Here is a 23,241-nt window from a genome sequence, read left to right as displayed (position 1 = left end):
AGACAGCAAAATTATTTTTATGATGTAAGAGAAAAAAAGGCAACTAAACCGCAGCAAAAGAATGTTCATAAAATGGTTTTAGATTGATTCAAGGTTTAAAGAACAGCTATTTCATCCATCAATACAGTAGGACAAGCTTTCATCCACCTGGAAACTAGCACACAAAATACAGCCATAAAAAAAGCGCCCCAAATGGAGCGCTTTTTCACACTATAAAGTGATTATGCTGTTACTTTAGCAACAACACCAGCACCTACAGTACGACCACCTTCACGGATCGCAAAACGTAGACCTGGGTCCATTGCGATTGGGTGGATTAATTCTACTGACATTTCAACGTTGTCACCTGGCATTACCATTTCAACGCCTTCTTTCAACTGGATTGCACCAGTTACGTCAGTTGTACGGAAATAGAATTGTGGACGGTAACCGTTAAGGAATGGAGTGTGACGACCACCCTCTTCTTTAGAAAGTACGTATACTTCCGCATCGAATTTAGTGTGTGGCTTGATTGTACCTGGCTTAGCAAGTACTTGACCACGTTGTACGTCTTCACGCTTAGTACCACGTAAAAGAACACCACAGTTCTCGCCCGCACGACCTTCGTCAAGAAGTTTACGGAACATTTCTACGCCAGTTACAGTTGTTTTAACTGTGTCTTTGATACCAACGATTTCAACTTCTTCGCCTACTTTCACGATACCAGTTTCTACACGGCCAGTTACTACTGTACCACGACCAGAAATAGAGAATACGTCTTCGATTGGCATTAAGAATGCTTGGTCGATTGCACGTACTGGCTCTGGGATGTAAGTATCAAGCGCTTCAACAAGAGCAACTACAGCATCTTCACCATATTGACCTGATTCACCGTTAAGTGCAGCAAGTGCTGAACCACGGATTACTGGAGTGTCGTCGCCTGGGAAGTCGTAAGTAGAAAGAAGTTCACGAACTTCCATTTCAACTAATTCAATTAACTCTTCGTCGTCTACGATATCGCATTTGTTTAAGAATACGATGATATAAGGTACACCTACCTGACGAGAAAGAAGGATGTGTTCACGAGTTTGTGGCATTGGACCATCAGTCGCTGAACAAACAAGGATCGCACCGTCCATCTGAGCAGCACCAGTGATCATGTTTTTAACATAGTCGGCGTGGCCTGGGCAGTCTACGTGCGCGTAGTGACGAGTTGGAGAATCGTATTCTACGTGAGAAGTATTAATTGTAATACCACGTGCTTTTTCTTCTGGTGCAGAGTCGATAGCAGCGTAATCTTTCGCTTCACCACCAAACTTACGTGCACATACTGTAGCAATCGCAGCTGTTAAAGTTGTTTTACCATGGTCAACGTGACCGATTGTGCCCACGTTAACGTGTGGCTTATTACGTTCGAACTTAGCCTTAGCCATGAGATCTTCCTTTTTAAAACAACTCATGGAGGATCACTCCATGAGCATTAGGTTTTTTAACTATGAATTAGTTTGCGCTTATAGTAATCGAAAGATTACTCGTCGTCACCTTTTTTACCACCAGACTGGAATTTAGCAATGATGCCATCTGCCACGTTACGTGGAGTTTCAGCATATTTAGCAAATTCCATAGAGTAAGTCGCACGACCTTGAGACATAGAACGCATGTGTGTTGCGTAACCAAACATCTCTGCAAGTGGAACTTCTGCACGAATTGCTTTAGTACCACCAGGTAAGTCGTCCATACCTTGAACCATACCACGACGACGGTTTAAGTCACCCATGATATCGCCCATGTAGTCTTCTGGAGTTTCTACTTCAACTTTCATGATTGGCTCAAGAAGAACAGGATCTGCTTTCATGAAACCGTCACGGAATGCGTAAGAACCCGCCATTTTGAACGATAATTCGTCAGAGTCGACATCGTGGTAAGAACCGTCGAATAATGTCGCTTTAATGCCTACAACTGGGTAACCAGCCAAGACACCATTCTTCATACGTTCTTGGATACCTTTGTCTACTGCACCGAAGAATTCTTTAGGTACTACACCACCTACAACTTCTTCAGCGAATTCGTAGTCTTTACCAGCTTCAGGATCAAGCGGCTCTAAACGTACGAATACGTGACCGAATTTACCTTTACCACCAGTTTGACGTACGAATTTACCTTCTTGCTCAATCGTCTTTTTGATCGTTTCGCGGTATGCAACCATTGGTTTACCAATGTTCGCTTCTACGTTGAATTCACGCTTCATACGGTCAACGATGATGTCAAGGTGAAGCTCGCCCATACCCGCAATGATCGTTTGACCAGATTCTTCGTCTGTACGAACGCGGAATGATGGATCTTCTTTCGCCAAGCGACCTAAAGCAACTGACATTTTTTCTTGGTCAGCTTTAGTTTTAGGTTCAACAGCCAATGCAATTACTGGCTCTGGGAATTCCATACGCTCTAGTGTAATTACGTGGTTTTCGTCACATAATGTATCACCAGTGGTTGTATCTTTAAGACCTACACACGCTGCGATGTCACCTGCACGAATTTCTTCGATGTCGTGACGGTCATTTGCGTGCATCTGTACGATACGACCAATACGCTCACGCTTCATTTTCACTGGGTTATAAACCGGGCTACCCGCTTTAAGAACACCAGAGTAAACACGTACGAACGTTAAGTTACCAACGAATTTGTCGTTCATGATTTTGAACGCTAACGCTGCGAAAGGAGCTTCGTCAGACGCTTCACGAGAACCTTCAGTTTCGTCTTTGTCGTCTAAGATACCTTTGATTGCTTCAACGTCAGTTGGTGCAGGTAAGAATTCAATTACTGCGTCCAACATACGTTGAACACCTTTGTTTTTGAACGCCGAACCACACATTGCAGGTTGAATTTCACCCGCTAATGTACGTTGACGTAAACCAGCAACGATTTCTTCTTTAGAAAGTTCGCCATTTTCTAGGTACTTGTCCATGAGTTCTTCTGATGCTTCTGCAGCAGCTTCAACCATGTTAGTACGCCATTCTTCAGCAGTTGCTTGAAGGTCAGCTGGAATCTCACCGTATTCAAACTTCATACCTTGTGAAGCTTCATCCCAGATGATTGACTTCATTTCGATTAAGTCAACAACACCTGTGAATGTGTCTTCTGCGCCCACTGGAACAACGATAGGCACTGGGTTTGCACCCAAGCGAGTTTTCATTTGTTCAACAACGCGGAAGAAGTTTGCACCTGTACGGTCCATTTTGTTCACGAACGCTAAACGAGGTACTTTATATTTGTTTGCTTGACGCCATACAGTTTCAGACTGAGGTTGTACACCACCTACAGCACAGTAAACCATACATGCACCGTCAAGAACACGCATAGAACGCTCAACTTCAATTGTGAAGTCAACGTGTCCTGGGGTGTCAATTACGTTAATACGGTGTTGGTCAAATTGGTTACCCATACCTTTCCAGAAGCATGTTACAGCTGCTGAGGTAATAGTAATACCACGTTCTTGCTCTTGTTCCATCCAGTCAGTTGTTGCTGAACCTTCGTGAGTTTCACCAAGTTTGTGACTTTCACCTGTATAGAACAAAATACGTTCTGAAGTTGTTGTTTTACCCGCATCGATGTGCGCAGAGATACCAATGTTACGGTAACGAGAAATTGGGGTTTGACGTGCCATGATTTCTAGCATTCCTAAATTTTGTTGTTTAAAACAGGACGCTTTAAGCTGCCTAGCAACTTAAAGCGATTTGATGACAATTCAGTGACAACCGATTCATCACCCTCCTGATTAGGGCCTGTTTTATCCGCTTAGAAACGGTAGTGAGAGAAGGCTTTGTTGGCTTCAGCCATACGGTGCACATCTTCACGTTTTTTGATCGCCGCGCCTTTACCTTCAGATGCATCAAGCAACTCGCCAGCAAGACGTAACGCCATAGTTTTTTCAGAACGCTTAGCAGCAGCATCTACCAACCAACGCATCGCTAAAGCAGTACGACGGGATGGGCGTACTTCCATAGGAACTTGATAAGTAGCACCACCAACACGGCGTGCTTTTACTTCGACCATTGGACGAACTTTTTCAAGCGTAGCTTCAAAAAATTCAACTGGGTCTACTTTAGATTTTTCTTGAACGCGGTCTAAAGCACCGTAAACGATACTTTCAGCAATAGATTTTTTACCATCTTGCATTACGTGGTTCATGAATTTAGCGATTGTTTGGCTGCTGAATTTAGGATCCGGAAGGATTTCACGAGCAGCGACTACGCGACGTCTTGGCATTTTAAACTACCTATAAATATGACACTTCAGGGTGATCCAGCCGTAGCACAAAGTGTCGTGTGCATTTCGCTGGCCTTACTACACGTCGCTTGAATTTCACAAAATTAAATGCAGAAATCAGACAAGCGAGACGATAAAGGATTGCAGTTCTACGAACTAAGGGCTTAATCTTTAAAAGATTATTTCTTAGGACGTTTAGCACCGTATTTAGAACGTGACTGGTTACGATCTTTCACACCAGCACAGTCTAAAGAACCACGAACGGTATGGTAACGTACACCTGGTAAGTCTTTAACACGACCACCACGGATAAGAACAACACTGTGCTCTTGTAGGTTGTGACCTTCACCACCGATGTAGCTAGAAACTTCAAAACCTGAAGTTAAGCGAACACGGCAAACTTTACGCATTGCTGAGTTAGGTTTTTTAGGTGTAGTTGTGTAAACACGTGTACAAACACCACGACGTTGTGGACAAGCCTTCAACGCAGGAACTTTTGATTTTTCAACCAAAGTCGTACGACCCTTACGGATCAACTGATTTGTTGTTGCCATGTGGCAATTCTCCCGTTAATAAAAAGCCCCAAAAACATACTACTTTTTGAGGGCATGCAATTGTAAGCGAAGATAGAAAAATGGTCAATATTTCATAGGCAGTTAAAATACCAACCAAATTTCTACTTATCACTTGTTTTTATTCAGCTTTTGGCTTGCGAGTACTTGTACGAGTTCTCGGCTTTTTTGTAACCTGCTTTGCAGTTTCTGTACTTGATGTTACTGGATTTTCCGAAACAGTTTCAGCCACTTGGGTTGAATCTTCCACAGGCTCTAAAGCATCTTCCAGCATATATTCATCAATTTCTTCTGCAGGTACAGCAGGTTTTTGCGGTGCAACTTCAGCATGTGGCTCTAGCATTTGATCTGCCAATTCTTCTAGACCTTGCTGAATATTTTCATCGAGCTGTGCTGCAGTTGTTTCCACTTTGTCCGATTTTTTCTGCACTTTTACCGTTCTGATACTTTCATGGTCTGATACGGTTTGCAGCAAAGCATCTGACGGCGCAGATTCTGCTCTCTCTTGCCCCTCTACTAATTCATCTTGCTCCGCATGTTTAGCTTCATTGCCCTTCAACTGCTCTAAGAGTTTAGGCGCAGCCTGTGCCAGCAATTCCAACGATTTTTCATACGCATGAATGGCAGATAAATTGCTGTCTTTATGCTGAATTAAATAGCTACGGGCATTGGAAAATACTTGCTGTGCCTTGTGATGCACATCTTCCACTAATTTCCAGCTATATACCGCACTCACCGATGCGGTTGCTACAGGCGTGAGTTTATTCAACATGGAAAACTTAGGTACATGATTCAACCACGGCCATTTGACTTGACCTTGCTCATTTAAGAAGTATTTCTTTAATACCTCATAATCATTGCTTGAACCGAGCATATTTTGTAATTGATGCACATCATGAGTTTGCAGCATATTAGATAAGGTTTTTAGCCCCATCAACACTGCTTGCTTTTCTGCAATGACGCCTAAATCAATTTGTTTAAAAATAAACTGAACAATTTCTTGCTCGGTGTCTTTATTCAGTTCAAAACCGTAGGCACGCCCAACCTGATAAATGGTACGTAAAGACATCACAATAGATGCAGGCACATCAATGGTTGAACCGATTACTCCTGTTGCACCTGTCAATGCGCCTTGCAGTGATGCAATCCATTTATTTTGTTCTGCAAGTGCCTGACTAATTCGTTTAGAACGATCTACATCTTGAGTCAATTCTTCTAAATCGCGCACACCTGCTTGATCAAGCACATCATCAACAGAGCTAATATTGGAGGTAAAACTATTCAGCTGATCAAATAAATAATCTGAAATTTTGTCGGAAAAATCGGGCGACACAAAACTCGCTACCTGATTGACGCGATTATAGTGACGTCCTAAAAGCTGACGTGAAACTTGTGGCACATGCTGTCTGAGCATGTGTTGAGGATTGTCATACTGACGCGCTTGAAAAGCACTAAAACTACGTGCCTGACCTTCAATAATTTGCCCTGATTTTGCACTGTGCTCATCCTTCGCTACAGTACCCGGTGCAACTTGCTGCAATACATGGATGCCTGTACTGCTGAGCTTTTTAGCCACCCCAATCGCATTCGAGAAGAATCCGCTTGATTGTTTATTCTTGGAATCTGACATTCTTACTCCTCAATTTTAATTTCTATGATTTATGGGTAGATACTAGGTGTAGTCTAAGTTTATCTCAATATGATTGTGTATCTTTTGGTTGGCTTCCTGCATCTCATTTACCGCTTCGCTGCGGTTTGATCTTCCCTGCAAAGTGGCATCATATTTGCCATAAGAATTCAAAATTCTTTCTGCTATTATGAACGCAATTGTAAGACATGAGTCATACCGTATCAGCGATTGCTTGGCAGTCACGGTGTTCGGCTCAACATTATCACCATAAAAGGGATCTGTAGATGAAACGTGTTGTAATCACCGGCATGGGCATTAACTCGTGCATTGGTAATACTTTAGAAGCTGTGACTCATTCTTTACAAAACGGTATTTCTGGGACACGTTCCAACCCAACTTATGCTGAACTTAATTTCAAAAGCCACGTAAGTGCAGCAGCAGAACAAAACTTTAACCACATTGACCGTAAATTAAAACGCTTTATGGGCGTGTGTGCGATGTACGCTTACAACGCTGCAGTAGATGCCATTGAACATGCGGGCTTAAAGCAAGAAGATTTAGCAGGCAACCCACGTTACGGTATCGCGGGTGGTTCAGGCGGTAACTCAACTGCATCTGTTGCAGAAATGATTGAGCTACTTGAAGAAAAAGGCGCACGTAAAATTGGCCCGTTCTTCGTACCACGTAACATGTCGAACACCATTACGGCAAACTTGGGTGTTGCGTTCAAATTACAAGGTATCGCGCACTCAATTACCAGTGCATGCGCAACTTCTGCCGATGCAATTGGTTATGCCTACAACCTAATTCAATTGGGTAAACAAGATTTAATGCTTGCAGGTGGCGGTGAAGAAGATCACTGGTCACAAAGCTTATTGTTTGATGCGATGGGTGCTTTGTGTTCTAAATACAACGACACACCAGAAACAGCATCTCGTCCGTACTCTGCAGACCGTGATGGTTTCGTCATTGCAGGTGGTGGTGGTTTCGTGGTTCTTGAATCACTTGAACACGCACAAGCACGTGGTGCAAATATTTTAGCTGAAGTGGTTGCGTATGCTGCAAACTCTGACGGTGCAGACATGGTTGCACCAAGCGGTGAAGGTGCAACACGTTGTATCTTGATGGCTTTAGACGAAGCGAAACAACACGGTGTAGACGCAATTGACTATGTGAACACACATGGTACTTCTACTCCAGCAGGCGACGTGACTGAATTGAAAGCCATGGAACGTGCGTTTGGTGAAGGTAAAGTGCCTGCTCTTAGCTCAACGAAGTCAATGACTGGTCACAGCTTGGGTGCTGCAGGCGTTCAAGAAGCAATTTATTCTGTCTTGATGATGCAAAACGACTTCATTGCACCAAACATCAACGTCACTGAACTTGATGAAGGCGCGAAAGCATTTGATATCGTACTTGAAAAACGCGACACAAAATTGAATACTGTGATGAGTAACAGTTTTGGTTTTGGCGGTGTAAATGCCTGCCTTATTTTCAAGAAGTGGGATGAATAATCTCCTATAGGATAGTCGATGGATGCACCTTCTGATGCTTTTTTATGGGTAAAAGCATTACATATTATTGCCGTGGTTTGCTGGTTCGCTGCATTGTTCTACTTACCACGTTTATATGTTTACCATGCCATGAGTGAAGATACACTGAGCCATCAGCGTTTTGAAATCATGGAGCGCAAGTTGTACCGAGGGATTATGTGGCCGTCTATGATTGCCACCCTCATCACGGCACACTTTTTGGTAGATTGGGGCGATGCGACCCGCAATTACCACGATGCGTTATGGTTTTACCTGAAAGTAGCATTGGTCGGTTTATTGGTGATTTACCATTTGGTTTGTGGCTATTACCGCCAAAAACTGATTGGCAATGCGCATTATAAATCACACAAGTTCTGGCGATTCTTCAATGAAATGCCGACTGTGCTGCTATTAGCGATTGTAATTTTAGTCGTGGTAAAACCACAGTTCTAAAATTTGAAACGCCAAGTATCCTGACATCTCAACCTGATTCGGTTGTAAAAAAACCTCAGTGCAAAGAACTGAGGTTTTTTTATGGGTGACAACTAAAAACAGCACTTATGCTTTAATTCAACGTATTTGTGAGTAAGGCTGAAAGCCCAATGCCGCTGCTTGTTTCTGCTGAGATTGAGGAATCGTGACAATAGCAATTTTTCCATCTGCACCACCACAGACCTGTGCATACATCCGCCCATCTGAACCTACACTGGCCCGCTTCACCTGAATCTGTGCTTGCTGTAAACGCTGAACAATTTCCGTAAGGGTTAAACCTGAATCTGGCTCACACTGTCGATGTTGCAATGATGTGTACATTTCGACCTGCGCAGTAGGTGTTGTGGATGTAGCAGCATGATTGGCACATGCAGTCATCAGTATTGAAACCGCTACTACTGCAATAGATTGACTAAATATCTTCATCACATACCCTCTTTCAATATTAAAATTAAATATTCAAATTAAATATTGAAGCACGATCTTTGCAATAACACTGCGCTAGAAATGCAAACAGATGTAAGCATCTCGCTCATCCAGATAACTGTTCAAGCACCGACAAAATTTGCACAAAACACTGAATTCTATGTTTTGGTGCAGCCAAGTCTAACTCCTGAGCCGAACCATAGCCGTATTCGACTGCAACACAATCGACTCCATTGGCTCGTGCACCTAAAATATCGTGTTCACGATCTCCAATCATTAAACATTGTTCAGGTTGCAATTGTTCTTGCTGCAAAATATAGGCAATTAAATCCGCTTTATTGGTACGCTCACCATTTAGTTCGCTACCGTAGGGATATTCAAAATATTGCAATAAATCGAAGTAATCTAAAATTTGGCGTGCATAAATTTCAGGTTTGGCTGTTGCTAAAAACAGTCGATAGCCTTGCTGTTTTAAATCTGCCAATGTTGCAGCAACATCTTCAAAGACATGATTTTCAAATAAGCCTGTTGCAGCAAAACGCTCTCGATAGCCTGCTAAGGCTTGCTCTGCCAATACGTCATGCACATCTACATGAAGTAATTTTGCCAAAGAGGCTTTTAAGGGCGGCCCGATAATCCAATCAATATTTTCCGTATCTGCAATAGGATGTCCAACCTTAGCCAAACCATAACGCGCAGAAGCGGTAATGCCCTCTTTCGGGTCGGTCAGCGTGCCATCTAAATCAATTAAAAGGTTCTTTATCACAATGTCAGCCTATGTGCCTAAATGACTATCGAGTGTTACTCCAAAGTTGCCTATACTAACGTAAATAGAAGCAATTAAGGATATGTGTGTGCGACCAACAGTACTATGTTTTTCTGGTTTAGACCCTTCGGGTGGCGCTGGTTTACAGGCTGATATTGAAGCCGTTGGCAATAGCGGTGCACATGCAGCGATTGCCTGCACAGCACTGACCATTCAAAACTCTCAGCAAGTATTTGGCTTTGAAGCAACGTCTAAAGAATTGTTATTGGCGCAAGCCAATGCGGTGGTGAATGATTTGCCCATTAAAGTTGTAAAGTCGGGCATGTTGGGCACCACTGACAATATTGCAGCGCTGGCAGATTTTTTACGTGCACATCCTGATTATTTATATGTGCTTGACCCTGTTTTGGTTGCCAATAGTGGTGGTTCTTTAGGTGATCAAGCGACTTTGGTTCAGGCATTTGTCGAGTTGATTCCACTGGCGACTTTAATCACGCCAAATACTGTGGAATTACGTGCCTTAACGGGTGAAGATGATTTAGAACGCGCAACAGCTAAATTATTTGCAATGGGCGCGCAGGCCGTTTTGGTCAAAGGTGGGCATGAAGATACCCCTGATCATATTCGTAATGCACTGTATATTAACAATGAAATGGTTTCAGAAACCCGCTGTCCACGGCTTAAAGGTGAATATCACGGTTCAGGCTGTTCATTGGCGAGCTTTATTGCAGGGCGCTTGGCAATGGGAGATCAACTGAAACAAGCGGTACAACTTGCTGAAACTTGGTTGTTTGGTGTGCTTAAATATGCGGAAACGCCTGTACCGAACGGACAGAAAATTCCGAAAAGGTTTTAGTGCTTATCGTTCAACTCCTTCAAACCCTGATCACCTTGTATCAGGGTTTTTCATTGCAACTTTTTAACGTTCGTGCCGTTGTTTCAAATTTTCGACATGTTGACGATTGGTTTTCCAAGACTTATCAAGTAGTTCTTTTTCAATTCTCAGCTGAATACGTTTCAGTTTCATCGGTGAAATGACTTCATGCCGAAAACCTTTGACATACTCAACCCATGCACTGCCTTTAAAAACATTGTTGGGCAAAGAGGTCTTAAACTCACAGTCTGGCATAAATACAATCACAGAATGCAGATATTCAGGCTCGACAATATCGCTCAATACTGATTCCAAAACTTTTATATGCTTATAGTTCTGATAGACAGGATTTTGAAACTTGTAGGTCTTTTTATAAATTTTTTGTGTCCATACTTTTTGGCGTTCTCCACCAAAAATCCAGCCTTTATAGTTTTTTGTTTCAATCACAAAAACCCCAAAAGGACTCAATAAAATATGATCTATTTGAGTTGTTCCTGCGAACTCATCAGGCAAAGTTACATCATTCAACAAGATATAACGTTCATCTAAATACAACTTCACATGCGTACTTACTGCGAGTTCCCCCACCTTTCCCTTTAGAAAAGGTTTGAAAATTTTGATCAGCCCTACACCTGCAACAAGCAGAATAAGCCACCAAAACTGCAACAATAATGTTTTTAACATTTCCCCTGCTCTATTTTATTTTGATCAAAATTGTTGTTGAATCTCAGTCATTTAAACTTTTGAAGTTGAAGATTCTAACTTTAACAAAATCGCTTTATTATCCAACCCGCCTGCAAAGCCCACCAATTTTCCACTTGCACCCACCACCCGATGACACGGTGCAATAATCGAAATTGGATTTTTGCCATTTGCCGCCCCTACGGCACGCATCGCATTCTCACTACCAACTTGTTCGGCAATTTGCTTATAACTACGAGTTTCCCCAAAAGGAATGCTTAATAACGCCTGCCAGACTTTCTTCTGAAATTCAGTGCCTTCAAAATCAAGAGGCACATCAAATTGCTGACGCTGACCTGCAAAATACTCTTGGAGTTGCTGCTGAGTTTTGAGCAAAATTGGATGATCATCTTGTCGAACTAAACTGGCTAAACGTACCCGTTTATGATCTTCGTTATCCCACATTACCGCAACCAATGCGTGATCGTGAGCCACCAATTTAAGCACGCCTACAGGAGTGTCCATTTCAGTAAATGCCAATTGCATTATTTTTCTCCTCAAGCAGGTTGGGTATCAGGTCATCCTGTTTTTAACTCAAACCGATCTGTTATTGAGCACACACTAAAAGACTGCATTCCAAGTTAGCTGGATGAAATTTTCATAAGCACCAAACCTGAAATAATCAGAACTGCAGCCAACATACGCATAGCACTGGCAGGTTCGCCTAAAACAAAAATACCGACTAAAAATGAACCGACTGCGCCTATACCTGTCCAAATCGTATAAGCCGTGCCTAATGGCAAAGTACGCATGGCATAGGCCAAAAGCGCAAAACTTAAAATCATAAAAAAGATAGTCACGATACTGGGCGTTAATTTACTAAAGCCGTCAGACAACTTCATGGAGTATGCCCAAACCACTTCAAAAATACCCGCCAATATCAACATCATCCAGGCCATAACGCCCTCCTTCAATAGCATGAAATCAGGCCGTCCTGAAGATTTTTCTTGTCGAGTGTTCAGTCACTTTGACTATTTCTAAAAACCCAAACAAGGGAGGTCGTTCCTCCTGTTGCAATTTAAGCCACCGCGCAGCGATGATCCGTCTATTTTAAACTTAAAATTTTGCGCGCACCATTCAATACAAACATGGCCACAACTAAGCCAATAATCAGGTCTGGATAATTCGACCCTGTCAGCATCACCAAACCGCCCGCGATAATCACACCTAAATTCACAATCACATCATTGGCGGAAAAAATATAACTGGCTTGCATGTGGGTTCCACCATCTTTATGCCCTGAAATTAGCCATAAACAGGTGACGTTTGCCAGCAATGCCACAGCACCAATGACCATCATCAACATGGATTCAGGCTCACTGCCTAAGAAGAAACGGCGCAGGACATCAAAGATAACCAGTGCAGCCAAACCCAGTTGTACCCAACCAGACAAATGTGCAGCTTTGAGCTGTTTCTTGGCGGATTGACCCACGACAAATAAAGCCAAACCATACACGGCGGCATCGGCAAACATATCTAAGGAGTCAGCAATTAACCCAGTCGAAGATGCAATTAAACCTGCAATTAATTCCACCAAAAACATAGCGGCATTAATACCAAGCAAGGCATATAGCACTTTTTGTTGTGCAGCGCTGTTAGATACAGGCAGTTCAGTTTGTGTATTGGCTTCAGTCTGTTGCAACACAGCACCCAAACCCAATGCTTCTAATTTATGGGTAATTTCTGTGGCAGATTGGTTGCTGTGATAAACCTTTAAAAGTCGTGCAGGTGAATCAAAAGACAAGGCTGCAATATCATTATGATCTGCCAAAGCAATCCGCACCATTTGTTCTTCTGCGCCACAATCCATTTTAGGAATATGGTATGCACTCACCCACGGACTCAAAAGTTCCGAATCCAAAATTGTTGCTTTATCTGCCTTGGCAGTCGTTGCAGATGTACAGCTATTTTGATCAGCACAGCTTTTTTCTGTATCGCAAGACGAACCACAGCCTGTATCGCCACATGACTTGGAGTGTGTAGGCGCAGTTGCACAAGGCTGGTTTACATTTTTTTGCGTATCACAACCACAGCCAGTATTGTTTAGATTTTGGTTTTCTAAGTTTTTATCTTGATTCGATTGAGGATCTTGAGTTGATGAAGACATACGCCACACCCAAAAATACAATAGGCTCAGTATAAACCAAGCCTATGTATTTAGGGACAATCTATTCTATTTAGAAGCAGCAACGATCCATTGACTTAATCATTGATAAATACCCCTAATCATTAAAACCTGAAACGCAAGCCTATCGCATATAAGCCGCTCTGCTCGGAATCGGTTGCAGACTGCCAATCAGTGTGTTGATCACCTTTCGTATACTCATAACCTGCACTGATATACGGCATGATGTTCTTGCTGATTTCATAACGCATTTCCACACCCACAGCTGCGCGGTTGAGTCCTGTTTTTTTCGCATATTTGGCATCATCCTGCAGAATAACATCTACATCTAAATAAGGCTGTGCGATCAATTTCTGAGTCAATAACAGATCCCGTGTGGTTTCCAAACTCAAAGCCGCATATTGATCCTCACCCAAATAAAAATAAGCATCGGTTTCAAAAAAATATGGAGCTAAACCATGTAAGCCAAACACAGCGTCAAACTTATCTTCTCGGTCTGTTTGATGCTCTTGCTGATTCACTTCGTGTCGATAACGCACACCTGCTTGCACATCCCAAAAATTTGAAATCATACGACTGTATAACAACTTGGCATCATATTCAGTCGCTTGTGACTCTTGCTTATCGCTATGAATTTTCACAAACAACTTGTTTTCATCAGTTCCGATACGAGTTTGTAATTTAGATTTGAGCACTCCCTCGGCATGATCATTCACTTGCCATTGCGTATCTAAAGTGCTCACCGCGTACACCTGCGCACCATGTTCTTTACGATGATCGTGTGACTGCGACTCTTGCACGGACGAATCGGATTGATGCGATTGATGCGATTGATGCGATTGATGCGATTGATGCGATTGATGCGATTGAGTATCAGCCTGAGCTGCAATTGTTGCAATCTCTGCTGAACTGGCATGTGCACTATGCACCTCTGTCGCTGCTAGCCCAACTGTACTGATGCAGCAGACAGAAATACTTAAAACTGTTTTCGCAAAAAGATTAATGTTGTGCATGTGCTGCTCCTTTTTGCGCTGTCGCTGAAGGGGTTTGAGTGGCTTGAATTGCTGTGGTTGAAAGCGGTTCATTTTCACTCACCTGCGCTACAATCAATTTATTCATCATTCCCGCGCTCATGTGATAGAGCAAATGACAATGTATTGCCCATTCACCTAATTCATCTGCAGTAAGCAGTGCAGTTACAGTTTGACCTGGCGGCACAATTAAGGTGTGTTTATTCGGCATTTCTGCTGCCGTTTGACCATTTTCCAACTGCATAAACATGCCATGTAAATGCATTGGATGTGCCATCATGCTGTCATTGATAAATTTAATCCGAATACGCTCACCATATTTCACCTTGAGTGGTGTGGCATCACTAAATTTCTTACCGTTGATTGTCCAGATATAACGCTCCATCGTACCGCCTAAACGCACGACCAATTCACTGCTTGGTTCACGTGTATCTGCTTGTGGCTGCAGCGATTTCAAATCTTCATAGTGCAAGGCTTTATGCCCCGCGGGTGTAGAAGCATTTGCCCATCCATATACCACCGCATTTTTGTGTTCTGTTGAAGGCATGCCATGTTGTGTATGCGTATTTTCAGACATTGTTGCATGGTTCATCTTGGAATGATCCATTTCCGACATTACCGCATGATTCATCTTGGAATGATCCATTTCTGACATCGCTACATGGTTCATCTTGGAATGATCCATTTCCGACATCGCTGCATGATTCATCTTGGAATGATCCATCTCCGACATTGCTGCATGGTTCATCTTGGAATGATCCATTTCCGACATCGCTGCATGGTTCATCTTGGAATGATCCATATCCGACATCGCTGCATGGTTCATTTTGGAATGATCCATTTCAGACATCGCTGCATGATTCATTTTTGAGTGATCCATTTCAGACATCGTTGCATGGTTCATCTTGGAATGATCATCGCCTGAATGCTCTGTAGCATGCCCCATATCTTGCATGGTGAGTAAAGCACGCGGGCGCGCTGCAGGGAGCTGTAGATTTGATGTTGCAGAATGAAGTTCACTCTGCAAGCTACCCACAGCAAAACCTGAGCGGTCTATTGATTCCGCTTCAATTTGATAATGCGCTGCTTGAGGTTCAACAATCACATCGTAGGTTTCTGCAGTGCCGATACGAAATTCATCCACAGTAACAGGTTTGACTGGCTGACCATCGGCACTGACCACTGTCATTTTTAAGTTTGGAATCCGCACATCATAAAACGACATGGCAGAGGCATTGATAAAACGTAAACGCACTTTTTCATTTGGCTTAAATACACCTGTCCAGTTCTGTTCAGGTGTCTTGCCATTCATTAAAAAAGTATAGCCTGTGACATCGGAAAGGTCGGTTTTCAGCATGCGCATCTGATTCCACATTTTGCGGTCTGACCATGTGGCTTTTAGCCCATCACGCTGTACTTGACGCCAAACATCACCTAAGGTTTCACGCTGATTTTGATAAAACTCGGCTGAAATTTTTAAATCTTTCTGAATTTGATTGCTAGATTTTTCATGAAAATCTGACAGCATCACCACATAATCACGATCTGTGTATTCATGTGCGTTTACGGCTGGCTTGGCTTTAGGATGAATCACCAAAGAGCCGTATAGACCATCTTGTTCCTGACCTTTGGAATGTGCGTGATACCAATAGGTACCACTTTGACGTACTTTAAATTGATAAACAAAATGTCCTTGTGGCTTAATCCCTTGAAAACCATTAAATCCAGGCACACCATCCATCAAACCGGGCAACAATAAACCATGCCAGTGAATAGATGAGTCCTGATTTTTTAATTGATTATTAACGTGAATTACCGCCTCATCGCCTTCTTCAAATTCGAGTGCAGGCGCGGGAAATTGTCCATTGACTGTAATACGTTGAACAGGTTTTCCCGTGATATTGACCGTTTGTTCTGCAATGGTCAGGTGATATTCCTTGACCGCAGCAAATGCAGAACTCGAACACAATGCACAGACTGTTAAAAACAGCGCAGGCTGATAAAATTTAGACATGACTTAATCCTTAAAATAAAACGTAAAAGTGTTTTGAATTCAGGATTAAGCTTTGGGTGGACGTAAAATTTGCTGCCAATGCCCAAGTAAATGTTGAGCTTGATAAGCAGGCAACAGAATATTGACAGATGAAAGTGCTACAGGTTGAATCAGTTCAGGGACTTGCACATTCAACACACTGTTTAAGCTTTGACAATGCAACTGCGCACAGTCCTGACAATTCATCTTTGCAGTAGAAAAATCAGCCGAGCCATAACAATCTGCCGCATTTAAATCGGTATCCGTTGCGGATGTGTGCTGACTGAGATGATGGTTGGCCTTGGCATCATGCCCAGATATATGCTGCTTGGTTTCAGGATGCGTTTGTAAAGCTGTGGTATGACAATCTGGTAAAGATGTCATTTCACTCGCTGCGGTTGCAGAATGTCGAATCTCAGACCCTGCTGCCTGATTTGACATCATCCAATCATGTGCAGGTTTTACCGCAGCACTAACAATACCACTCCACCCTATGACAAATGCCATCAGGACAACAAACCACATTTGTTTGTAGGGTTGAGTCAGCACTAAATAAATTCCTGAGTATGAAAGATGCAGACCTGAACTTGCACAAGAATTGAACATTTTTGCCAAGTACAATCCACAATCTACAATGCACTCAATATAATTCAAGCCCCACTTATACACAATATCTTCTGCATTGAAAAACAGAGTGAATCCGTGCGATTTAAAAGCCAACTAAAACAATCAAGTTATATATTAAGCAACTTATTTTTATAATTAACTGAGTAAATACTCAATAAATTCAGTGTATTTAAAATAAACAAAAAGGATTCGATTGAATCCTTTTTATACTTATTTTGTATAAGTCATAAACAATTGATGTACAAATGTTTATAAATTAATCGGCTTATCCATAGTGTTATCAACATAGATATCCATACGGTTATCTACAAAGTTATCCACAGCATAAGCACTTGTGATTGTAGAAATTTATACTTCGACTGCGCCAACTTTTGCCAATTCAGCACGCATTTCATCAATCACCGTTTTATAGTCTGGCTTGCCAAAAATTGCTGAGCCTGCAACAAACATATCTGCGCCCGCTTCTGCAATTTCACGAATATTGGCAGGTCCCACACCACCATCGACTTCTAAACGGATATCACGACCTGAAGCATCAATGATTTGACGTGCCTGACGTAATTTCTCTAAAGTCATTGGAATGAATTTTTGCCCACCAAAACCAGGGTTCACACTCATGAGTAAAATCTGATCAACTTTATCAAGTACATAATCTAAATAATGCAGCGGTGTAGCAGGGTTAAAGACCAAACCCGCTTTTGCCCCACCCGATTTAATCAGTTGCAATGAACGGTCAATATGCTCTGAAGCTTCAGGATGGAACGTGATAATGTCTGCGCCCGCTTCTAGAAAATCACCAATCATGCGGTCTACAGGTTTTACCATTAAGTGCACATCAATTGGTGCAGTAATACCATAGTTTTTCAATGCCTTACATACACCTGCACCGAAAGTTAAATTCGGTACATAGTGATTATCCATCACATCAAAATGCACCACATCGGCACCTGCCTGAAGTACATTTTCCACTTCTTCGCCTAGACGAGCAAAATCTGCAGATAAAATAGACGGCGCAATTAAATAAGGCTTGGACATGGGAGAACCTAGCTGAATATTGGGATTGTGGCGCATTATAGCAAAGACTGCTTGATGTGGTGGATTCTGTTACGATTGGATCATTCAGTTCGATGATTCAGTTGGATCATCCAATTTAATAATTCTATATCCGCAACGCTCTGTTGCAGCATTCCACTGTTCTTTCAGTCTAGCTTTGTTATGGTGAACACCATTACTCATTTGAACAACATGCTGGTTTCAACAGATAATAAACAGTTCTGCCCATATTCAAACAACGCAAGCAAGCCGTATTGCCAAGCGTCTACTCAACCACTGGAAACATAAATTTGACGTTGCAGAAAGCGCAACCCAATACCAAATTATGATGCCAAGTGCCACAATTCTACTTATACCCCAAACACATGAGCTTGTAGTTGAAATTCAGGTAAAAAATACTGAAACAGATTTAAGTTACCTCGAACAAGTCGTGCTTGATCATTTAAGTCGTATGGGACAAACAGAATTGAGCGCGGTTTGGCAACGCTACTAACTGTTTCATGTTAAGGCGCTAAACGCTGCGTTTGTTCAAAATCCTTAACCGCTTGAATACGTTTTTGTGTTGCAGGATGGCTTTGTAAAAAATCCAAAGGGCTTTTGGCGGTGTCTTCACCTGCATCTTCTGCCAAACGCTCCAGAAAATGGGCAAAATGAATGGTTGGAATGCCCTGAGCATGCATCGTATTTAAAGCATAATAATCTGCTTCAGATTCAAAATTACGTGAATAATTTGCCCCTACGAGCGCCACAGGCAAGGTCGAAACTAAATCTGTACCATCTCCTGTAATCGCGAGCAAAATAATACTAAACCCTAAGCTCGATAAAGCCTGTTGCAAGCTGTGTCGTTCTACCAAATGTCCTTGCTCATGTGCCAACACGCCAATGATTTCCTGATCATTCTGTGCCAATTCCACCAATTCATCGGTCAAAATAATGGTGTTATTCGGAATTGCCAAAGCATTGGCGCCTAAGCCATGACCTTGTCGAAACAACACTTTGGCAGGTGTCTCTCCTGCAATGAGCTGTCGATAATCTGTCAAAATTTTCTGCTGACGCGCTGCAGGCAATTGGCTTGGCGCTGTCATGTCTAAGATATAACGCTCTGCTTCATCACCAATTTGCTTTAAGGTATTCGCAGGCAATTGAAAGGCAACATATTTGGATGCACTTGGGATGCCCCATTGCACTGTGGCAAATACCAGCAACAACACAAAAACCAGACTAAATACAATCAGACTTGGCGTACGTTCCAATTTCCAAATAGAATGCTGCACCTGTTTATTTCGCAGTTGAAACCATTCAGGCAAGGCTTGGGAAAATTCAATACGTGCATCGTCTTTAAGTTCAATGACAGGTTGAATTTTACCCAGTGCGCCCACCAACATCATGTCTTGATAATGATAGTGTCGTTGTTGCTGTAAATTTTCACCGTAGCGGATGAGTACCGACTGAGCATCTACAGGAGAGATTTTGGCAGCCCATGGTTTAGACACTACACCATCATAAAACACTACATCCACGACCTGTGCCGCCATATTCCTCTCCTAGTTTACAGCGATACATCAATATCAAAAATATCACTGATTTCTTCTGCAAGTGCGCTATATTCAGCCTGCAGTTTATTGATCATCAAATCTGGATCATTTTTTAAATGTAGACTCAAAGACTCAACCTGATAACGATATAAACGAATGGCTGCCCATGGGGTCATTAAACCCAAACTCAGAACTTTCACAATCCAATTGGTCACCACAATCCAAGTATAGTGCCACTGTCCGCAATCGGTCTGAAATTCACTACGACTGATACTGGTATTGTTCCATGTGGTGATAAAAATTCGCACCGACATTAGTGGCCAAATTAAAAATATCCCCAACAGATAAACCGCTAAAAATAACCAAACCAACTGCGCAGGATTACGACTCAACTGTCCTGCCAAAGCCAACATTATCCCGACAGCAAGCAAAATGCCAAAGAACAAAAAAATAGGCATATACATTGCGCGCATATATGCTGGCCAGTCTGCTTTTAGTTTAAATTTAAGCTGTCCTGCATATAAATGGTCTAGGCAATAACGCTTATACATCCACACCAACACAGGAAAAAATAAGCCCAAAGTAAACAAATTAATTACGATACATTTTAGAAATACCCAATAGGCTTCTTTGTTACTGCCTGAAAAATAAAAACGGGCATTGCCAAATTTACTATTTCGCGCCTTAAAACGAATGGTTGCTCGAATCAACCACGGCACAGCCAAATATAAAGCCACCACGCCAATGACCATTGCTTTGACTGAATAATTGGAAATCACCGAGATCGCAACATAAATTCCAATAGCAATTAAACGTCCCAATAAAATTTTATGTGGGATGCCCGTGAAATCAAAACGACGTTTGATTAATTCGGTATTGCCATAAAAGTAGCGCAAACGACGTACTTTTGCCCACGGTGCATACAGCCCAAAGGTCACGATCATCAACAAAATATTGACAATCCAAATACCAAAATACTCTGAGGCGCTACCATGAAACTGAAAATGATGAATCCGTCCAAGTAATGGATTCCGTGCGGGTGGCGTTGTCGGTTCCACTGGAAAAAACGGGGAAGATGGCGTTGCTTGTTGTGGTGAATCCCATTCTGAATTGTGCATGTGATGCCTTATTTATTTTATTGTGCGGTCGTTATTTTACCCAGACACTCAAACCCAAATGAGCAATGTTTCCAAATGGTAAAAAAGCAAGTCTTCAACATTCTAATAAAAAGTGAACAACTTGCCTAGAAAAGTTTAAAAATCAATGCGTAAAATTGAGTACTTGGCTTAGTCCGCTTGCAATTGTACCGCATGAAATTGCAAATGCTGATCTATAAAGCTTTGAATGAAATAATAGCCATGATCATAGCCTGCATGTTCCCGCAAACTCAATTTTTGCCCAACCGCATCGCAAGCTTGCTGAAATAATGCAGGATTGAGCTGACTGTAGAATTGATCTTTCAATCCCTGATCAATCAAAATTTCACTGAACAATGCACCTTTGGCCTGCACCAAAGCAGTCGCATCGTGCTGTAACCATACTTGCTGATCTGTACCTAAATAATTCGAAAACGCTTTTTCACCCCACGGGCATTGGCTTGGCGCACAAATCGGAGCAAAAGCAGACACTGACTTAAATTTTTCAGGATATTTAAACGCGAGGGTCAATGCACCATGACCGCCCATACTGTGCCCCATGATGCCAACGTGCTGTGCCTGAATTGGGAACTGTTGCAGCACCAATTGATAAAGCTCATCGGTGACAAAAGTTTCCATTTGATAATGTGCCGCCCACGGTGATTGTGTCGCATTGATATAGAAACCTGCACCCTGTCCAATATCCCAATGGTCGCCTTTCGCAACAGCTTCACCACGTGGTGAAGTATCTGGACTAATCAAGATTAATCCCAATTGTGCTGCCATGTGCTGCGCATGTGCTTTAATCGCAAAGGTTTCTTCGTTACACGTTAAACCCGCCAAATAAAATACCGCAGGACACGCCTGCCCCGCCAAAGCTTGTTCTGGTAAAAAAATGCCAAACTGAGTTTCAGTCTGTAAAGCATTTGAATGAAAACGATAAATCCGTTGCTCACCCTCAAAACAGCGGTTGTTCTGAATTAACTCCATCACCCTCTCCTCTTTGGCTTATTGAACAGATTGCGCACTCAATTGAATTTCAGCCGATGTTGCAACACTTTTTTGAGGAAACAAACGCTGCTCTAATTGTGGCAACATCAATTCCATATTTTTACCAATTGCCCATTGTGGCTCTGAAGGTTCAAAACCTTGCGCTTGCTCCCATTTTGCCACGGTCACTTTGGCTTCATTAAAAGCATTGGCAAAAGAGTTTTGCTCACGCATAGCCTGATCAAAAAAGGCACGACCAAAATAAGTATAGTCAGCTTCGTTTGAACAGCCAAATGACTCACGGTCTGCCGCCGAAGCAGTAATCACTAAGGTATTATCATCTTGCAAAGCAGATACAAAGCTACCTGAATAACAGGCCGAAATGACGATCACACGCCAACGAATACCCGATTTATCCAAAGTATCGCGTAACCATTTCGGATCGACCTGATTTAAGTCAAGTGGTGCATTTTCAATTTCAAAATGATCTTTTAAACCGTGTGAGGTCATATATAAAAACAGCACATCACTTTCACGGTTCATGCGTTGTCCAATACGGCGCAGCACTAATTCAATACTAGTTTGTGAAGCAATTGGAATTACATTGCGGGTCATTGGGTTATTAATTAACACCATCGAACGCCCAAAAGTACCAAAACGAGTATCAAACTGTTCACGAATCCGTTCAATTTCAGACATAAATACGTCTTGATAACTCGCCCCTGCAACCCCTAAAAAGTACCAATGCGATTGAGCAAATTCCCCATATTGAATACTGTCTAAAGCTTTATTTAGCACACGGCTTTGTGCATAAAAAGCTGCTTCGCTTAGACTTGGTGGAACTTCTTCTACCTTCCAAATGGGCTGACTTTTCACTGACATTTGCCAAACCACCAAAGTGAATAAGGTCGCTAAAACAATCAGCGCACGTTCCCACCACGGCCAATGCAGCTCACGTGAAAACACCCACACTACTGCCAAACTTTGCCAAACAAACAGCACCATAAAAATGGTAGGTAAATAGTCATATAACACATACGGCAAGACATCCATCATGCCCATGTATTGAATCAAGCTTTGCAATAAAGCAACGTGAGTATCTAATACCAACCACAACAAAGCAGGTACTAACAATAAACGCGGGTTATTGACACGCTGAGAAAGAATGATTCCGACAATTAAAGCAATAAAAGGCCATAAGGCATAACTGACCAAACCCTGTGGGTTAAATTCCCCCACTTCTCCTGCGACCAACCAACTGAATAAGGTATTGGCAAGACCGCCTAAAATCCCCCAAAAAATCAGTTGTAAGATAGAAGGTCGAATAATTTGTAAAGAGCGTCGCGAACCCAAAAATAACCAAACGCCCGCGGCTTGGTTGCTTTTAAAATCGTGCCAAAAATTAATGGAGGGTTTGAAGTCAATCATAGGATT

General features: G+C 42.2%; 23 protein-coding genes. 4 read left to right on the top strand and 19 right to left on the bottom strand.

Annotated features, from left to right (window positions below; translation table 11 throughout):
- Positions 1-221: 221 nt before the first annotated feature.
- The 5 genes from tuf to F947_RS10290 all read right to left on the bottom strand — a co-directional run bounded on the left by tuf (position 222) and on the right by F947_RS10290 (position 6,447).
- Positions 222-1,412, bottom strand: a complete 1,191-nt coding sequence (gene tuf, locus F947_RS10310; protein ID WP_004975768.1) for an elongation factor Tu — start codon at positions 1,410-1,412, stop codon at positions 222-224.
- 95 nt (positions 1,413-1,507) lie between these two features.
- Entirely contained in the window at positions 1,508-3,643 is a 2,136-nt protein-coding gene (gene fusA, locus F947_RS10305; protein ID WP_004975278.1) for an elongation factor G, read from the bottom strand.
- Positions 3,644-3,774: 131 nt separating this feature from the next.
- On the bottom strand, positions 3,775-4,245 hold the full coding sequence (gene rpsG / locus F947_RS10300) for a 30S ribosomal protein S7 (protein ID WP_004975277.1): 471 nt from the start codon (positions 4,243-4,245) through the stop codon (positions 3,775-3,777).
- A gap of 179 nt (positions 4,246-4,424) precedes the next feature.
- Positions 4,425-4,799, bottom strand: coding sequence for a 30S ribosomal protein S12 (gene rpsL, locus F947_RS10295; RefSeq protein WP_000246374.1), 375 nt, complete (start codon positions 4,797-4,799; stop codon positions 4,425-4,427).
- Between the two features lie 139 nt (positions 4,800-4,938).
- Positions 4,939-6,447 (bottom strand): EcsC family protein, encoded by a 1,509-nt coding sequence (locus F947_RS10290; RefSeq protein WP_004975271.1) that lies wholly within the window; start codon positions 6,445-6,447, stop codon positions 4,939-4,941.
- A 284-nt stretch (positions 6,448-6,731) separates the two neighbouring features.
- Here F947_RS10290 and F947_RS10285 point away from each other — a divergent pair, with 284 nt between their 5' ends.
- Together F947_RS10285 and hemJ are read left to right on the top strand one after the other, a co-directional pair.
- Positions 6,732-7,961, top strand: a complete 1,230-nt coding sequence (locus F947_RS10285; RefSeq protein ID WP_004975268.1) for a beta-ketoacyl synthase N-terminal-like domain-containing protein — start codon at positions 6,732-6,734, stop codon at positions 7,959-7,961.
- Between the two features lie 18 nt (positions 7,962-7,979).
- Positions 7,980-8,432 (top strand): protoporphyrinogen oxidase HemJ, encoded by a 453-nt coding sequence (gene hemJ, locus F947_RS10280; RefSeq protein WP_004975266.1) that lies wholly within the window; start codon positions 7,980-7,982, stop codon positions 8,430-8,432.
- 117 nt (positions 8,433-8,549) lie between these two features.
- Here the strand turns inward: hemJ and F947_RS10275 are convergent, their stop codons facing one another.
- Together F947_RS10275 and F947_RS10270 are read right to left on the bottom strand one after the other, a co-directional pair.
- Entirely contained in the window at positions 8,550-8,897 is a 348-nt protein-coding gene (locus tag F947_RS10275; protein ID WP_004975264.1) for a hypothetical protein, read from the bottom strand.
- Positions 8,898-9,003: 106 nt separating this feature from the next.
- Positions 9,004-9,663, bottom strand: a complete 660-nt coding sequence (locus tag F947_RS10270) for an HAD-IA family hydrolase (RefSeq protein WP_004975262.1) — start codon at positions 9,661-9,663, stop codon at positions 9,004-9,006.
- An 88-nt stretch (positions 9,664-9,751) separates the two neighbouring features.
- Between F947_RS10270 and F947_RS10265 the strand changes: the two genes are divergently transcribed.
- Complete coding sequence (locus tag F947_RS10265) at positions 9,752-10,519, top strand: hydroxymethylpyrimidine/phosphomethylpyrimidine kinase (RefSeq protein WP_004975261.1); 768 nt, start codon at positions 9,752-9,754, stop codon at positions 10,517-10,519.
- A gap of 63 nt (positions 10,520-10,582) precedes the next feature.
- Here F947_RS10265 and F947_RS10260 read toward each other — a convergent pair whose 3' ends face one another.
- From F947_RS10260 to rpe, 8 genes are all read right to left on the bottom strand, one after another.
- Positions 10,583-11,221 (bottom strand): nuclease-related domain-containing protein, encoded by a 639-nt coding sequence (locus F947_RS10260; RefSeq protein WP_004975258.1) that lies wholly within the window; start codon positions 11,219-11,221, stop codon positions 10,583-10,585.
- A 51-nt stretch (positions 11,222-11,272) separates the two neighbouring features.
- The gene (locus F947_RS10255) at positions 11,273-11,764 is read right to left on the bottom strand and encodes a methylated-DNA--[protein]-cysteine S-methyltransferase (RefSeq protein ID WP_004975257.1); all 492 of its coding nucleotides are present in this window, start codon (positions 11,762-11,764) and stop codon (positions 11,273-11,275) included.
- Positions 11,765-11,859: 95 nt separating this feature from the next.
- The gene (gene sugE, locus F947_RS10250) at positions 11,860-12,177 is read right to left on the bottom strand and encodes a quaternary ammonium compound efflux SMR transporter SugE (RefSeq protein ID WP_004975255.1); all 318 of its coding nucleotides are present in this window, start codon (positions 12,175-12,177) and stop codon (positions 11,860-11,862) included.
- Between the two features lie 146 nt (positions 12,178-12,323).
- A complete protein-coding gene (locus tag F947_RS10245) occupies positions 12,324-13,385 on the bottom strand; it encodes a cation efflux transmembrane domain-containing protein (protein WP_004975253.1) in 1,062 nt (353 codons plus the stop codon).
- Between the two features lie 122 nt (positions 13,386-13,507).
- Entirely contained in the window at positions 13,508-14,416 is a 909-nt protein-coding gene (locus tag F947_RS10240) for a copper resistance protein B (RefSeq protein WP_004975249.1), read from the bottom strand.
- On the bottom strand, positions 14,403-16,448 hold the full coding sequence (locus tag F947_RS10235; RefSeq protein WP_004975248.1) for a multicopper oxidase domain-containing protein: 2,046 nt from the start codon (positions 16,446-16,448) through the stop codon (positions 14,403-14,405). Before F947_RS10235 ends, F947_RS10240 begins: the two co-directional genes overlap by 14 nt.
- 45 nt (positions 16,449-16,493) lie before the next feature.
- On the bottom strand, positions 16,494-17,015 hold the full coding sequence (locus F947_RS10230) for a hypothetical protein (RefSeq protein ID WP_004975247.1): 522 nt from the start codon (positions 17,013-17,015) through the stop codon (positions 16,494-16,496).
- Between the two features lie 426 nt (positions 17,016-17,441).
- Positions 17,442-18,128 (bottom strand): ribulose-phosphate 3-epimerase, encoded by a 687-nt coding sequence (rpe, locus tag F947_RS10225; RefSeq protein ID WP_004975246.1) that lies wholly within the window; start codon positions 18,126-18,128, stop codon positions 17,442-17,444.
- Between the two features lie 229 nt (positions 18,129-18,357).
- Here rpe and F947_RS10220 point away from each other — a divergent pair, with 229 nt between their 5' ends.
- Positions 18,358-18,639, top strand: a complete 282-nt coding sequence (locus tag F947_RS10220; protein WP_026438437.1) for a DUF2218 domain-containing protein — start codon at positions 18,358-18,360, stop codon at positions 18,637-18,639.
- A gap of 10 nt (positions 18,640-18,649) precedes the next feature.
- On the opposite strand, the gene F947_RS10215 is transcribed toward F947_RS10220, so the two are convergent.
- From F947_RS10215 to F947_RS10200, 4 genes are all read right to left on the bottom strand, one after another.
- Positions 18,650-19,681, bottom strand: coding sequence for a M48 family metallopeptidase (locus F947_RS10215; protein ID WP_004975244.1), 1,032 nt, complete (start codon positions 19,679-19,681; stop codon positions 18,650-18,652).
- Positions 19,682-19,695: 14 nt separating this feature from the next.
- Positions 19,696-20,799 carry a YjgN family protein gene (locus tag F947_RS10210; RefSeq protein WP_004975243.1) on the bottom strand — a complete coding sequence of 368 codons (1,104 nt, stop codon included), beginning with the start codon at positions 20,797-20,799 and terminating at the stop codon, positions 19,696-19,698.
- A gap of 168 nt (positions 20,800-20,967) precedes the next feature.
- A complete protein-coding gene (fghA, locus tag F947_RS10205) occupies positions 20,968-21,807 on the bottom strand; it encodes an S-formylglutathione hydrolase (protein ID WP_004975242.1) in 840 nt (279 codons plus the stop codon).
- A gap of 18 nt (positions 21,808-21,825) precedes the next feature.
- Positions 21,826-23,235 carry a C13 family peptidase gene (locus F947_RS10200; RefSeq protein ID WP_004975241.1) on the bottom strand — a complete coding sequence of 470 codons (1,410 nt, stop codon included), beginning with the start codon at positions 23,233-23,235 and terminating at the stop codon, positions 21,826-21,828.
- Positions 23,236-23,241: the final 6 nt, after the last annotated feature.

It is taken from the genome of Acinetobacter towneri DSM 14962 = CIP 107472 (assembly GCF_000368785.1).
GTDB lineage: Bacteria > Pseudomonadota > Gammaproteobacteria > Pseudomonadales > Moraxellaceae > Acinetobacter > Acinetobacter towneri.
The sequence above is the reverse complement of the archived record's forward strand: the minus strand, read 5'-3'. Positions and strand labels throughout refer to the sequence as shown.